Origin of the sequence: Pseudomonas sp. MEJ108, assembly GCF_030208985.1 — a bacterium.
GTDB lineage: Bacteria > Pseudomonadota > Gammaproteobacteria > Pseudomonadales > Pseudomonadaceae > Aquipseudomonas > Aquipseudomonas fragariae.
Genome location: NZ_JARVSW010000034.1, coordinates 12,914 through 26,751, shown reverse-complemented (window position 1 = coordinate 26,751; position 13,838 = coordinate 12,914). Strand labels below are relative to the sequence as shown.

The 13,838-nt window shown below is 60.4% G+C and carries 13 protein-coding genes; 2 read left to right on the top strand and 11 right to left on the bottom strand.

The genetic code is table 11. From position 1 onward, the window contains the following. Window positions 1–150 precede the first annotated feature (150 nt). The 5 genes from QRN50_RS16430 to QRN50_RS16410 form a co-directional block, all read right to left on the bottom strand. Entirely contained in the window at window positions 151–966 is an 816-nt protein-coding gene (locus QRN50_RS16430; RefSeq protein WP_024660987.1) for an OmpA family protein, read from the bottom strand. Further along, a complete protein-coding gene (locus tag QRN50_RS16425; protein WP_003409835.1) occupies window positions 963–1,316 on the bottom strand; it encodes a DUF4398 domain-containing protein in 354 nt (117 codons plus the stop codon). The genes QRN50_RS16430 and QRN50_RS16425 overlap by 4 nt, the downstream gene beginning before the upstream one ends. A gap of 10 nt (window positions 1,317–1,326) precedes the next feature. Next, window positions 1,327–2,154 (bottom strand): substrate-binding periplasmic protein, encoded by an 828-nt coding sequence (locus QRN50_RS16420; protein ID WP_011267373.1) that lies wholly within the window; start codon window positions 2,152–2,154, stop codon window positions 1,327–1,329. Between the two features lie 116 nt (window positions 2,155–2,270). Then, a complete protein-coding gene (locus QRN50_RS16415) occupies window positions 2,271–3,200 on the bottom strand; it encodes an electron transfer flavoprotein subunit alpha/FixB family protein (protein WP_003366683.1) in 930 nt (309 codons plus the stop codon). Beyond that, window positions 3,201–3,950, bottom strand: a complete 750-nt coding sequence (locus QRN50_RS16410; protein WP_003406168.1) for an electron transfer flavoprotein subunit beta/FixA family protein — start codon at window positions 3,948–3,950, stop codon at window positions 3,201–3,203. Window positions 3,951–4,469: 519 nt separating this feature from the next. On the opposite strand from QRN50_RS16410, the gene QRN50_RS16405 reads away from it, so the two are divergent. Then, the gene (locus QRN50_RS16405; protein WP_003406170.1) at window positions 4,470–6,125 is read left to right on the top strand and encodes an electron transfer flavoprotein-ubiquinone oxidoreductase; all 1,656 of its coding nucleotides are present in this window, start codon (window positions 4,470–4,472) and stop codon (window positions 6,123–6,125) included. A 115-nt stretch (window positions 6,126–6,240) separates the two neighbouring features. On the opposite strand, the gene QRN50_RS16400 is transcribed toward QRN50_RS16405, so the two are convergent. Beyond that, window positions 6,241–7,134 (bottom strand): AraC family transcriptional regulator, encoded by an 894-nt coding sequence (locus tag QRN50_RS16400; protein WP_024639731.1) that lies wholly within the window; start codon window positions 7,132–7,134, stop codon window positions 6,241–6,243. Between the two features lie 179 nt (window positions 7,135–7,313). Here QRN50_RS16400 and QRN50_RS16395 point away from each other — a divergent pair, with 179 nt between their 5' ends. Continuing rightward, window positions 7,314–8,366 (top strand): NAD(P)-dependent alcohol dehydrogenase, encoded by a 1,053-nt coding sequence (locus QRN50_RS16395; RefSeq protein ID WP_003406175.1) that lies wholly within the window; start codon window positions 7,314–7,316, stop codon window positions 8,364–8,366. Between the two features lie 11 nt (window positions 8,367–8,377). Here the strand turns inward: QRN50_RS16395 and QRN50_RS16390 are convergent, their stop codons facing one another. From QRN50_RS16390 to QRN50_RS16370, 5 genes are all read right to left on the bottom strand, one after another. Next, complete coding sequence (locus QRN50_RS16390; protein WP_011267369.1) at window positions 8,378–9,187, bottom strand: IclR family transcriptional regulator; 810 nt, start codon at window positions 9,185–9,187, stop codon at window positions 8,378–8,380. 79 nt (window positions 9,188–9,266) lie between these two features. After that, window positions 9,267–10,577, bottom strand: a complete 1,311-nt coding sequence (locus tag QRN50_RS16385; protein ID WP_024651876.1) for an MFS transporter — start codon at window positions 10,575–10,577, stop codon at window positions 9,267–9,269. 326 nt (window positions 10,578–10,903) lie between these two features. Continuing rightward, the gene (gene dgoD / locus QRN50_RS16380; protein ID WP_011267367.1) at window positions 10,904–12,109 is read right to left on the bottom strand and encodes a galactonate dehydratase; all 1,206 of its coding nucleotides are present in this window, start codon (window positions 12,107–12,109) and stop codon (window positions 10,904–10,906) included. Window positions 12,110–12,121: 12 nt separating this feature from the next. Further along, window positions 12,122–12,757, bottom strand: a complete 636-nt coding sequence (locus QRN50_RS16375; protein WP_024640844.1) for a 2-dehydro-3-deoxy-6-phosphogalactonate aldolase — start codon at window positions 12,755–12,757, stop codon at window positions 12,122–12,124. A gap of 1 nt (window position 12,758) precedes the next feature. Then, entirely contained in the window at window positions 12,759–13,763 is a 1,005-nt protein-coding gene (locus tag QRN50_RS16370) for a 2-dehydro-3-deoxygalactonokinase (protein ID WP_011267365.1), read from the bottom strand. Between the last annotated feature and the right edge of the window lie 75 nt (window positions 13,764–13,838).

Sequence of the window (13,838 nt, the reverse complement as noted above, 5' to 3'; positions counted from 1 at the left end):
ATCGGAAGTGTACGGGAACAGTTTGAAATCAGGCCAGCATTGATGCTTGCTGAGTGAAAATAAACGCGGGCAGAAACGCCATAATCAACGTGATTAAAGACAAAAAAGCCCGAGGCCGTTTCCGGCGTCGGGCTTTTTACCGGCTTTTTATCAGCGAGCTGCGCCCAGCTGACCTTTTTCGTCCGAGAAAACGATCTCGACACGCCTGTTTTGCGCGCGACCCCGCTCGGAGGTATTGGCATTCACAGGAAACTCCTGCCCATAGCCTTCGACATGGATACGTTTTTCATCGATGCCCAGGTCCATCAGCACGTCAGCGACGGCTTGTGCCCGGTCTTTCGACAGCTTCAGGTTCTCCTGACGATCGCCCGTGCTGTCGGTATAACCCTCGATGCGGACCACTCGGCGCGGGTTGATCTGCAGAAACTGCACAACCTTGAGGATGGTGCGACTGGCCGAGTTTTTCAGCTCGGCATGTCCGGCGTCGAACAGCACATCGCCCAGGGTCATGACCAGCCCGCGGTCGGTTTCGGTGGTGGCCAGGCTGAGAATCTGATCCTCCAGCCAACGGCCCTGCTGCTGGGCGCTGGCCAGCTTGGCTTCACGCAGTGCCAGCTGCATACGCTGACGCTCCATGTCCATTTTCGCCAGACGCTCCTGGCTCAACATCAGATTGCTGTGCTCACGCGCGATCTCGCTGTAGCGGCTGCTGAGGTAGGCGTAGTGAGCGACATCGGCACCGCTTCCCAGATAACTGGACAGACGCTCGGCGCGGGCCAGTGATTCACCCGCGCGAATGACATCCTTGGGCGCACTGCGCAGCACATCGGTATCTTCCTTGACCTTCTGGAAGTCGGCACTGGCCTGCTGCAAGGCCTGGCCACTGTCCTTGTGACCGGCACAACCGTATAGGCCAGCCGCCCCCAGCAACAGACACACACTCAGGACACGAGGAATACGCTTCATTGCGCCTCCCCCAGCTGCTTGCGCAAGCGATTGAGGCGGGTATTCAACTGATTGATCTGCTCCTGGCTCTTGAGGGTCAGCACTCGCGCCTCGGCCAGGCGCGCATCAAGCTCGGCCTGCTCGGCTTTCATGCGCGCGTCCTTGTAGGCGTGGCTTGCCATGGAGGCGCGGGCTTCGGCGAATCCGGCCTGAGCGACTTCCATCTCGGGTTGATCGTCACTGGCGCCGACCGCCTTGGCCTGCTCCAGCGCCTGCTCGGTCAGTTTGAACTGCTCGGTTGGTACCGGATCACTGGCGCAGCCGGCCAGCGTGGCGATTGCCATGACGGCAATTGAAAAACGAATACTCACAAAAACATCCCTACTTGTTGGGTGCGCTGGCGCTGGCAGGCTGCAGCAGTTGGGCTTTCCACAATGCCAGGTTGTGCCTGATGACATCGCCCGCAAGGCCAGAGGCGGCCGATTCTGTCATCTTTTTCGCCAGCTGTCCGCGCAACCATGGTTCATTGCAGGCCGAGTTGAACGACAAGGCCAGGTAAAAACCCGGTGTATCGACCGGTAACGGCTGCGCTGTCAGGTCTGTGGAAAGACCTAGCGTCTGCACCATAACCATACCGGCATAACGCCCGGCAAGCACGTAATCCACCTCACCCAAGGCCAGCTTCTGAAAGGCAGGCGTGAGTGCAGGCAGGCGCTCCAGAGTCAGATTCTGTCTGGCCAGCGCATCAAAGGAAGGCGTCAAACGGGTCTTTTCCGACATGGCGCCGGGATGGCCCTGCAGCTCGCTGACGGCATTGAACGGCACGCTGTGATCGTGACGCGTCCAGACCATGATCTCGTTCTGCACGATCGGCGGATGAATGTAATCCAGCGCTTCGAGTTGTGCGGCATTCAACGGTGCGTCAGCCAGCAGGTCCATGCGTCCGGTGCGCACTTCTTCGAGTGCCTGACTGCGCTTGCCGCCATACAGAAATTCGACCTTGATACCCAGCTCGCCCGCTGCCTGCGTCAGCAGATCGGCATTGGCGCCCATCAGGTGCCGCGGGTCCTGGGGATCACGCCACAGATAAGGCGGCGCGTCCGGGCTGCCGGTCACGATCAGACGCTCGCACTTGCCTGCGGCGGATGCCAGCGTCGGCAGCGTGATCAGCCCGAAGAGAAGCGAAGACAGCAGCCGGGAATGCACCATGAGAAGTCCTTTCGATACTCAATAAAAAACCCGTTCGATCCGGGCAGGCGCACCGTAAACCGCCGGTGCGCGAACCCCGAATCGAACGGGTTCTCTTTATAGTGCAAGCGCGTGGCTTAAACCAGCTTCTCCAGCTCGGGGATGGCTTCGAACAAGTCAGCCACCAGACCGTAATCGGCGACCTGGAAGATCGGCGCCTCTTCATCCTTGTTGATCGCAACGATCACCTTGGAATCCTTCATACCGGCCAGATGCTGAATCGCACCGGAAATACCGACCGCGATATACAACTGAGGCGCAACGATCTTACCGGTCTGACCGACCTGCATGTCGTTGGGTACGAAACCGGCGTCGACCGCAGCGCGGGAAGCACCCACTGCCGCACCGAGCTTGTCGGCCAGCGTGTACAGGTGCCTGAAGTTGTCGCCGTTCTGCATGCCGCGACCGCCGGAAACGACGATCTTCGCTGCTGTCAGCTCCGGACGATCGGATTTCGCCAGTTCTTCACCCACAAAACTGGACTTGCCCGCATCGTGAGCAGCCGAAACCGCTTCAACAGCGGCCGAGCCACCCTCTGCAGCCACCGGATCGAAGCCGGTGGCTCGTACGGTGATGACCTTGACTGCAGCCGTCGACTGCACGGTGGCGATGGCGTTACCGGCGTAGATCGGACGCGTGAAGGTGTCGGCGGACACCACCGAAACGATCTCGGAGATCTGGTCGACATCCAGCTGCGCAGCGACGCGCGGCAGGATGTTCTTGCCATTGGACGTTGCCGCAGCCAGAACATGGCTATGGCCCGCAGCCAGCTCTACAACCAGGGGAGCGATGTTTTCAGGCAGTTGGTGCGCGTAGGCTTCGTGGTCGGCCACCAGCACTTTCGTCACACCGGCAATTTTGGCGGCGGCGTCGGCAACGGCGCTCACGCCGGAACCGGCCACCAGCAAATGAATGTCACCGCCGATCTTCTGGGCAGCAGCAAGGGTGTTGAGCGTAGCCGGGGCTACGGTCGCGTTGTCGTGTTCAGCGATAACCAGGATCGTCATTTAGATTACCTTCGCTTCGTTTTTCAGTTTCTCGACCAGTTCAGCCACCGACTTGACCTTGATGCCGGCGCTGCGTGCAGCCGGCGCTTCGACCTTGAGGGTCTTGTTGGTCGAGGCCGTGGAAACGCCCAGTGCATCCGGGGTCAGCACTTCAAGCGGCTTTTTCTTGGCCTTCATGATATTGGGCAGCGAAGCGTAGCGTGGCTCGTTCAGACGCAGGTCCGTGGTCACGATGGCTGGCAGGCTCAGGGAAACGGTTTGCAGGCCGCCGTCGATTTCACGGGTCACGGCAACCTTGTCACCGGTCACTTCAACCCTGGATGCGAACGTACCCTGCGGGTAGCCGCTCAACGCAGCCAGCATCTGGCCGGTCTGGTTGTTATCACTGTCGATGGCCTGTTTGCCAAGGATCACCAGTTGCGGCTGCTCCTTGTCGACCACGGCCTTGAGCAGCTTAGCCACGGCCAGAGAAGTCAGCTCCTCGGCGGACTCGACCAGCACGGCACGGTCGGCACCCAGTGCCAGGGCGGTACGCAGTTGTTCCTGAGCGGTGGTCGGGCCGATGGTGACGACGACGATTTCGGTGGCTACACCCTTCTCTTTAAGACGAACCGCCTCTTCAACGGCGATTTCGCAGAACGGGTTCATGGACATTTTGACGTTGGCAAGATCGACGCCGGAGTTGTCCGCCTTGACGCGAACCTTGACGTTGTAGTCGACCACTCGTTTGACAGCTACAAGAACCTTCATGGATTCCTCACTCTCCGGTGAAAAGAAGTCGCCCGGCGGCACCAGGCGATCGATATGTGTCCTCAACAAGCAATCGTTATGCGTGCAGGCCATTCGGACGGCTTTAAAAAGCCCTATAAAAGCCGGGAGTCACCCGTCAAGCAGCGGCTGGGTGTGTAAAATGCGCCGTGCGACGTTGACCTGTTGCCTGCAGCGCGTCTGCCTGATGCCTTTTCAGAGATTGCCCGCAATCCGGGAACCTCGTTTCAGCCTACGGCAAACGCAAAACCGCCCGTATATTGACCGCAACGCCTTTTCCGGTCAATACGCCAAATCGGCCAGTTCCGAGTCTGGTGTCTTTGATTTATCTGGCCTGCGGCCGATTCAAACAAACGTTTGTATTGGACCCGCGCAGTGGTGTAGATATAATGCGAACCATTAAAAGACGGGGCGGTTCAATACCTCCATGCGTCGGCCTGCAGCGACTAAAAAAGCAGTGCCCATAAAAACACCGTGAGCCTTGAGAGTAGGAGATAGCCTGTGGAACGCGAATACATGGAATTCGACGTCGTTATCGTCGGAGCCGGCCCGTCCGGGCTTTCTGCCGCTTGCCGCCTTAAACAGAAGGCCGCTGAAGCTGGCCAGGAAATCAGCGTCTGCGTGGTGGAAAAAGGCTCCGAAGTCGGTGCGCACATCCTCTCCGGTGCCGTGTTCGAGCCCCGCGCGCTGAATGAACTGTTCCCCAACTGGCAGGAACTGGGCGCCCCGCTCAACACGCCGGTCAAGCGCGACGACATCTATATGCTGCGCGATGCCGAAAAAGCCCAGAAAATACCGGACTTTTTCGTCCCCAAGACCATGCACAACCATGGCAACTACATCATCTCGCTGGGCAACCTGTGCCGCTGGCTGGCTCAGCAGGCTGAAAACCTCGGTGTCGAAATCTATCCGGGCTTTGCCGCCCAGGAAGCGCTGTTCGACGAGAACGGTGTGGTACGCGGCATCGTCACCGGCGATCTGGGTGTCGACCGCGAAGGCAATCCGAAGGAAGGCCTGTACACCCCCGGCATGGAACTGCGCGCCAAGTACACGCTGTTCGCCGAAGGCTGCCGTGGTCACATCGGCAAGCAGCTGCTCAAGCGCTTCAACCTCGACGACGAAGCCGACGTGCAGCATTACGCTATCGGTCTCAAGGAAATCTGGGAAGTCGACCCGGCAAAACACGAACAGGGGCTGGTGGTTCACACCGCAGGCTGGCCGCTGAACGATGACAATCCGGGCGGCTCGTTCCTCTACCACCTGGAAAACAATCAGGTAGTGGTCGGTCTGATCGTCGACCTGTCCTACAGCAATCCGTACCTGTCGCCGTTCGACGAATTCCAGCGCTACAAGCATCACCCGGTCATCAAGCAATACCTGGAAGGCGGCAAGCGCATCAGTTACGGCGCCCGCGCGATCACCAAGGGCGGCCTGAACTCCCTGCCGAAAATGGTCTTCCCCGGTGGCGCGCTGATCGGCTGCGATCTGGGCACGCTGAACTTCGCCAAGATCAAGGGCAGCCACACGGCGATGAAGTCCGGCATGCTGGCTGCCGATTCGGTGGCCGACGCGCTGCTGGCCGGCAAGGAAGGCGGCGACGTGCTGACCTCCTACGTGGATGCCTTCAAGGCCAGCTGGCTGCATGAAGAGCTGTTCGCCAGCCGCAACTTTGGCGTGGCGATCCACAAATACGGCGCGATCAAGGGCGGCGCATTCAACTTCATCGATCAGAACATCTTCGGTGGCAAGCTGCCGTTCACGCTGCATGACACCAAGCCGGACTACGCCTGCCTCAAGCTGGCAGCCGACTCGAAGAAGATCGATTACCCGAAACCCGACGGCAAGCTCAGCTTCGACAAGCTCAGTTCGGTATTCCTCTCCAGCACCAACCATGAAGAGGAACAACCCTGCCACCTGAAGCTGACCGATCCGAGCATCCCGATCAGCAAGAACCTGCCGCTGTACGACGAGCCGGCTCAGCGTTATTGCCCGGCCGGCGTGTATGAAGTCATCACCAAGGAAGACGGCGAGAAACGCTTCCAGATCAACGCGCAGAACTGCGTGCACTGCAAGACCTGCGACATCAAGGACCCCTCGCAGAACATCACCTGGGTGGCACCGGAAGGTGCTGGCGGCCCGACCTACCCGAATATGTGAGGTGAAGCAGCTGCAAGTTGTAAGCTACAAGCTACAAGCTACAAGCTACAAGCTACAAGCTACAAGCTACAAGCTACAAGCTTTGATCTTGAAGCTTGCAGCTTGAAGCTTGCAGCTAACCCCGACATCCCTCTTCGCCCGGTCTGCGCTCAAAGTAACGTTTGTATTCACGACTGAACTGCGACGCACTTTGATAGCCGACCTTCAGCGCGACCTGCGCCACACCCAGGCCCTCGGCCACCAGCAATTGCTGAGCCTTGAGCAGGCGCAGGCGCTTGAGGTACTGCACCGGCGACAACAGCGTGCTGCGCTTGAAATGTTCATGAAAGGTCGACGTGCTCATGTTCGCGCAACTGGCCAGCGTGTCGACGTTCAGCGCGTGGTCATAATGCTCATGCAGATAGGTCACGGCCGAGGCAATTCGCGCGAACTGCCCCTGCTGTTCGACCAGTGCACGCAACACCCCGGACTGCGGTCCACGCAGCGCGGTGTACAGCACCTCGCGAATCCGTGCCTGGCCCATGGCCTGGCACTCCAGCGGATCATGCAGGCAACGCAGCAGACGCTCGACACTGTCGCGCATGGTGTTGTCGATGCGCACCGAGGTCATGGACTCCGGTGTCTGCACCTGACTCTCGTGCCCGGTGACCGGGCCCATCGCCTGCACCAGCTCACCGAGCAATACCCGGTCGATGGCCACCGAAACGCCGTAAAGCGGCTTTTCCGGAGTGGCAAAGGTTTCGCACTTGAACGGCACAGAGAGCGCCTGAATCAGGTAATGCCCGGTGCCGTATTCGAACGTACGCGGCCCCAGGCACGCGACCTTGCTGCCCTGCACCACGATCATCAGGCTCGGCTCGTAGATCTGCGGGCTGCTGGCGACATAACCAAACGCCGAAAGCACGCGGACCTCCGGCAACGACGTAGCGACAAACCCCGGGCGCACCGCCAGCGGCTGGATCAGGGAAACAAGGGTGGCATTGCCATCCGGCATAACAGGTAAGGTCATGGGCACAGCCTGACAGAGAAACAGACAGCCGTATCATCGCAGATTTGCGCCTCAGCGCCGACCCTGAAATATCAGGCCGGAGGAATAGGCATGAAACACGGAGGATTCACCATAGCCGCGAAGGGCCCGTATCAGGACAATGGTCCGCCTCTCTTCCGTCACACCTTGCGAGGTCAAACATGTACACAGCTATCGGTTACGCCGCACAGTCAGCTACCGCTCCCCTCGCCCCGATGACCTTCGAACGTCGCGCTCTGCGTGCCGACGACGTTGCCATCGAAATCCTTTATTGCGGCGTCTGCCACTCCGATATTCACCAGGCACGCAACGAATGGGGCATTGCCGTCTACCCGCTGATGCCGGGCCACGAAATTGTCGGTCGCGTCACTGCCACCGGCAGCAGTGCAACCCAATACCAGGTCGGTGACATGGTCGGTGTCGGCTGCATGGTCGATTCGTGCCGCGAATGCTCGGCCTGCAAGTCGGACCTCGAGCAGTACTGCCTGGAAGGCCCGACCATGACTTACGCCACGCCGGATCGCGTGGACGGCAGCAACACCATGGGCGGTTACTCGAACAGCATCGTGGTCGCCGAGCACTTCGTCGTGCGCGTCCCGGAAAAACTCGATCCGGCCGCTGCTGCGCCGATTCTCTGCGCAGGCATCACCACCTATTCGCCGCTCAAGCACTACGGCGTCAAGGCGGGCGACAAGGTCGGCATTCTGGGCATGGGCGGCCTGGGCCACATGGGCATCAAGTTCGCCAAGGCCATGGGCGCTGAAGTGACCCTGTTCACCCGCTCCGCCGCCAAGGCTCAGGAAGCACATCGTCAAGGCGCCGATCATGTGATCGTGTCCACCGATGCCGAACAGATGAAGGCTGCTGCCGGGCACTTCGACTTCCTGCTCGACACCATTCCGGTGCAGCACGACCTGAACCCCTACCTGGAAACCCTGCGTTTCGACGGCGCCCACATTCTGGTCGGCCTGATCGAGCCGATCGAGCCACCAGTACACGCAGCCAATCTGGTAATGAGCCGTCGCGTGCTGGCCGGTTCGTTGATCGGCGGTATCGCGGAAACTCAGGAAGTGCTGGATTTCTGCGCCGAGAACGACATCACCTGCGACATCGAAATGCTCGATATCCGTAACATCAACGAAGCCTACGAGCGCATGCTGGCCGGTGACGTGAAGTACCGCTTCGTGATCGACATGGCCACGCTGAAGGCCTGATCGACTGTCGATCAGCCGCCGAGATCGGCCGAGAGTTCCGCCGCGATGGTTTTGATCAGCGGAACCAGCTCGGCCATCTTCTCCAGCGGCATGTAGGGCACGGTACTGGCGACACTGATGCCGGCAACGATCTGTTTGCTGGCATCACGCACCGGCGCTGCGACACAACGGATCGACGGTTCGTTGTCCTCCAGATCGAATGCATACCCTCCTTGTACATACTCCTCCCGCCGCGCCTTCAACTGCTCCCAGGTTTGCTGCTCATGAGCAGGCCATAGCGGATTTCTGCCTGTGCTCGGCATGCTGATTTCATACAGCCGTTGCCACTCGGACTGAGCACTGTCCAGCAGCAGTGCCTTGCCGATACCGGTACGCACCAGCGGCATCCGATGCCCGACCCGCGAACGCATTTCCGGACCATTGCGACCGGGATTCTTGTGCAGATAGAGCACGTCATCCCCTTCCCGCACCGCCAGATGCACGGTATCGCCGGTCAGCTCCGACAAGCGATCCAGATACGGCCGGGCCAGCATCGCCAGGGGCACTTCTTCACGCGCCTGAAACCCCAGCTCGATCAATTTCGGCCCAAGCAGATAGCCCACCTGAGGAACGATGCGCAGGTAACGCTCCTCGACCAGGCAACTGGCCAGACGGTGCGTGGTACTGCGCGTGGTGCCGATCAGCCGGGCGATCTCCTTGAGGTCCCGTGCGCCACCGGCAACCGCCTGCACCACCCCCAGCCCGCGCAGCAAGGTCTGGGTCCCGGTGGGTACGGATTCCTTGCCGATAGTCTTTTCAGGAGTGATCGAATCGTTATGCATGAAAAACCTTGCTCGGATCAAAAGGGTTCGGATCGAAAACGGGCGGCATTATCACCGCCAGTGTCCAGACGCGTCGACATCAGAGCTCGATACGCTCCACCTTCCCTACCAGCAGGATGTAAGACAGCGCGCCCAGCAGTGCCAGGACCGATATGTAGGTAATGGCAGGCGCAAACGAGTCTCCCGACGCCAGAAAGCCAATCACGATCGGGGTGGCGATGGCAGAGAGGTTGCCGATGAAGTTGAACGTGCCACCGGTCAGGCCCAGCAGGCGCGCTGGCGCCAGGGTCGAGACCAGCGACCAGGTGATCGACGCCAGACCGTTGCCGAAGAACGCCAGCGCCAGAAAGGTGATCACCAGCGGCGTGGAGTCGACGAAGTTGGCACCGATGATCGAGGTCGAGATCAGCAGCCCGGCAATGATCGGCAACTTGCGTGCAAAGCCTACGCTATGCCCGCGGCGGATCAGCCAGTCGGAGAAGAAGCCCGAGCACAGCACACCGACAAACGCGGCGAGGAACGGCAACGACGCCAGCAGGCCCGATTTGATGAAGTCCATGCCCCGGTATTTCACCAGGTAGGTCGGGAACCAGGTCAGGAAAAACCACAGCGTGGAGTTCAGGCAGAATTGCCCCAGGTAGATGCCCCACAGCTTGCGCTTGCTCAACACAATACCCAGGTCCAGCCAGCTGAACGCCTGCTTCTGTTTTTCGACGTCCTTCTGGATGTCCACCAGCCCGCCACCCTCCTGGATCAGCTCAATTTCCTGCTGATTGACGCCCTTGAAATCACGTGGCTCGCGATACACCGTGTACCAGATCAACGCCCACAGCACGCCGACTCCACCGGTAGCGACAAACACCATGTGCCAGCCGTAGTGCGCCTGCAGCCAGGCCAGCACCGGGGTCAGAAACGCCAGACCAACGAACTGTCCGGAGGTGTAGACGCCGATGGCGGTAGCCCGCTCGCGCTCGGGAAACCAGGTGGTGACCACGCGGCTGTTGATCGGATAAGCAGGCGCTTCCAGCGCACCAACCGCCATGCGCAGTACGAACAGGGCGATGAAGCTGGCGGCGAAGCCGAGCATGATGGTCGCGATGGACCACAGCAACAGGGCTGCGGTGTAGAGAATGCGCGGCGGCACGCGGTCCACCAGCCAGCCCCCGGGCAGCTGCATGGCGGCGTAGGTCCAGCCGAACGCGGAAAAGATCAGCCCGACATGCACCGGGTCAAGGCCCAGTTCGGAGGTCAGCGCTGGTGCGGCGATCGACAGGTTGCTGCGGTCCAGGTAGTTGATCACTACGGTGATGAACAGCAGCACCATGATAAAGAAACGTTTGCGGGACGGCGTCACCAGCGACGCCGCGCCTTCCATAGTTCGAGTGCGCATGGAATGTAGCCTCTTGTTGGATTTATTGAGGTCTGTATTTCGATATAACCGAGCTGAAGGCACGCCGATTCTCGTTCCCACGCAGAGCGCTCATCGTTATACGCAAGTGCGCTTTTGATTCTGGCCGAAGGCCGTAGGAGCGAACTTGTTCGCGAAGACAATTGTTCAAACGAAACATTTTCAGAGAACATGTCGGCCTTTTCGCGAACAAGTTCGCTCCCACGCCCTGTGGGCAGAAGCCTGAACGCCCATTTTCCAGGCTCTTCAGGACTTATGTATGGCAATGAGCGCAGAGCGCCGAAAAGATGGCTAGCGGATTTGCTGTTCTACCACTCGGCAAAACTGCCATCCGCATGACGCCAGATCGGGTTGCGCCAGCGGTGGCCGATGGCGGCGCGTTCGATGACGTATTCTTCGTTGATTTCGATGCCCAAGCCGGGGCCGTTGGGGATCTTGACCATGCCTTTGTCGTAGTCGAAGACTTCCGGGTGTTTGACGTAATCGAGCAGGTCGTTGCTTTCGTTGTAGTGGATACCCAGGCTCTGCTCCTGGATGAAGGCGTTGTAGCAAACCGCGTCCAGTTGCAGGCACGCCGCCAGCGCGATAGGCCCCAGCGGGCAGTGCAACGCCAGTGCGACGTCGTAGGCTTCAGCCATGTTGGCGATCTTGCGGGTTTCGGTAATGCCACCGGCGTGCGAGGCATCCGGCTGGATGATGTCGACGTAGCCTTCGCTCAATACGCGCTTGAAGTCCCAGCGCGAGAACAGCCGCTCGCCCAGCGCAATCGGCGTACTGGTCAGCGGCGCCAGTTCCTTCAGTGCTTCATAGTTCTCGCTGAGCACCGGCTCTTCGATGAACATCAGCTTGTACGGGTCCAGCTCTTTCATCAGCACCTTGGCCATCGGCTTGTGGACCCTGCCGTGGAAGTCCACACCGATGCCGACATTCGGCCCCACCGCATCACGCACGGCGGCCACGTTGGCCAGCGCCAGGTCGACCTTGTCGAAGGTGTCGAGAAACTGCAGCTCTTCGGTGCCATTCATCTTCACCGCGGTAAAACCGCGCTCCACCGCTTCCTTGGCGGCGCGCGCCGTGTCGGCGGGCCGATCACCGCCAATCCACGAGTAGACGCGAATTTTGTCACGCACCTGACCGCCGAGCAGGTCGCTGACCGACACACCCAGCGCCTTGCCCTTGATGTCCCACAACGCCTGATCGATGCCGGCCAGCGCACTCATGTGGATCGCGCCGCCGCGGTAGAAGCCGCCGCGATACAGCACGGTCCAGATGTCTTCGATGTTGCGCGGGTCTTTGCCGATCAGGTAATCGGACAGCTCTTCCACGGCAGCGGCGACGGTATGCGCGCGGCCTTCGACCACTGGCTCGCCCCAGCCGACAACGCCCTCGTCGGTCTCGACCTTGAGGAAGCACCAGCGCGGCGGAACGATGAACGTGGTGAGTTTGGTGATTTTCATGGGTGCGGTTTCTCTTGTTGATTCTCTTATTGGATAGCGGCTACTGCACGGCGGCATCTGCTGCGCCGGTCAGTCTGCAAGCGCTGCGCTGTGCTGCTTCCAGGCCGCCACATAGGCCTGGGCACGCTCGGTGACGTCTGCGACGCTCATGCCAGGTTTGAACAGCCCGGAGCCCAGACCAAACCCCTTCACACCGGCGTCGAGAAATACCTTCATGTTGTCCGGCGAGATACCACCGACCGGCAGCAGAATCGTGCCCTTGGGCAAGACCGCCAGCCACGCCTTGACCACCGCCGGCGACATCTGCTCGGCAGGAAACAGCTTGAGCACATCGGCGCCTTCGGCCAGTGCCGCAAAGGCTTCGGTCGGCGTCGCGACGCCTGGCGACAGGAATAGCCCGGCCGCCTTGGCCGCACGCAGCACCTTGGCGTCGCTGTGCGGCATGACGATCACTTGCCCGCCGGCGTCCTTGACCTGAGTCACCTGCTCAGGGGTGAGCACGGTGCCAGCACCGATCAGGCAATCGGCAGGCAACTGCCGACGCAACAGGCGGATGCTGTCGAACGGTTGCGGGGAATTGAGCGGCACTTCGATGACCCTAAAACCCGCTTCGTACAGCGCATCGCCCATGGCAGGCGCTTCTTCGGGACGCAGGCCGCGCAGAATCGCGACCAGACCATTTTCTTTCAATGCTTGCTTGAGCATGTCAAACCTCTCGAATGTGTTGGGACGAGCGGCGCGCGATCAGGCCGGCCTGCACGGCGACCTGCCAGAGGCCGCGCTCGGTCGCCTGCTCGGCCAATGTCACCCCGGGAAAGCCACAAACGGCCAGCCCGCGTGCATAACGAGTGCACAGCGAATCGCTGCCGATGAGGATCACCGCAGGCAATTGTTCGTGGTTGTGCAGATGCAGCCTGGCGATGGCGCCCAGTTCATGGCCAATCAACAGGCCGGAAAGATAGTCAGGTTGCGCGCTGGCACTCAATTGCCCGGTCAGGCCGAGCGTTCGCGTGCTGAAAATAGTCGACAGTGGCCCGGCGGAGCCCGCGTCGGACAGGGCAATCGACAAGCCGCGGTCAAAGGCCTGCTCATCGAACGCCTCGGCAGGCTGCATGGTGCGCCCGAGAATGGTGTGGGCGCAGAGCGCGGCGTAAACCTCACCGGTCATGAAGGTATCGAAGTGAACGATGCGACCGCGCTCTACCTGCACCCATTTGGAGTGGCTGCCCGGCAGACCGATCAGCAGCGGCTGGCTGCCCTGCCCGTCTTCGAGCCCTGCCAGCACACCCAGCACCTGGGTTTCTTCGCCACGCATGACGTTGGGCAGGGTCGAGCGCTGCAGGACGCCGGGGATGATGTGCACCGTCACGCCGCGCACGCTGCGTACCGTCTGCAACGCTGCGCTCAGCTCGTTGACGCTGGCCGGCGTTTCCCGATAAGCCGCCTCGCGCCAGCCCTGCGCGCTGCCGACCATGCCGCAGGCAATCACCTGCAGATCCGGCTGGGCATCGAGCCAGTCGCCGCACGCCTGGTCGAAGGCCAGTTCGAAACCGTCACTGCAGAACTGCCCCGCGATCAGCCGCGGCGTGGTTGGCAACTGCATGATGCCCGCGCTCAACGCGCGCTGTTCCAGTACCTGGCCATGTTCGCCAAGTCGATAAGCACGAAGTGAGGTTGTCCCCCAATCGAGCGCGATCAATTGCGCCTGCATTGCGTCACCTGTTGTTTTTTTGGAAGTGAGTGCAGGACGACTATAAACCCGTTGTTACACTTATCTCAATATGTA

Bases quoted from the DNA above. Each gene is read 5' to 3' on its own strand.
- QRN50_RS16420 (WP_011267373.1), bottom strand. From the start codon at position 2,154: ATGGTGCATTCCCGGCTGCTGTCTTCGCTTCTCTTCGGGCTGATCACG.
- QRN50_RS16410 (WP_003406168.1), bottom strand. From the start codon at position 3,950: ATGAAGGTTCTTGTAGCTGTCAAACGAGTGGTCGACTACAACGTCAAG.
- QRN50_RS16370 (WP_011267365.1), bottom strand. From the start codon at position 13,763: ATGCAGGCGCAATTGATCGCGCTCGATTGGGGGACAACCTCACTTCGT.
- QRN50_RS16385 (WP_024651876.1), bottom strand. From the start codon at position 10,577: ATGCGCACTCGAACTATGGAAGGCGCGGCGTCGCTGGTGACGCCGTCC.
- dgoD (WP_011267367.1), bottom strand. From the start codon at position 12,109: ATGCCGCCGTGCAGTAGCCGCTATCCAATAAGAGAATCAACAAGAGAA.
- QRN50_RS16395 (WP_003406175.1), top strand. From the start codon at position 7,314: ATGTACACAGCTATCGGTTACGCCGCACAGTCAGCTACCGCTCCCCTC.
- QRN50_RS16415 (WP_003366683.1), bottom strand. From the start codon at position 3,200: ATGACGATCCTGGTTATCGCTGAACACGACAACGCGACCGTAGCCCCG.
- QRN50_RS16390 (WP_011267369.1), bottom strand. From the start codon at position 9,187: ATGCATAACGATTCGATCACTCCTGAAAAGACTATCGGCAAGGAATCC.
- QRN50_RS16375 (WP_024640844.1), bottom strand. From the start codon at position 12,757: ATGCTCAAGCAAGCATTGAAAGAAAATGGTCTGGTCGCGATTCTGCGC.
- QRN50_RS16430 (WP_024660987.1), bottom strand. From the start codon at position 966: ATGAAGCGTATTCCTCGTGTCCTGAGTGTGTGTCTGTTGCTGGGGGCG.
- QRN50_RS16400 (WP_024639731.1), bottom strand. From the start codon at position 7,134: ATGACCTTACCTGTTATGCCGGATGGCAATGCCACCCTTGTTTCCCTG.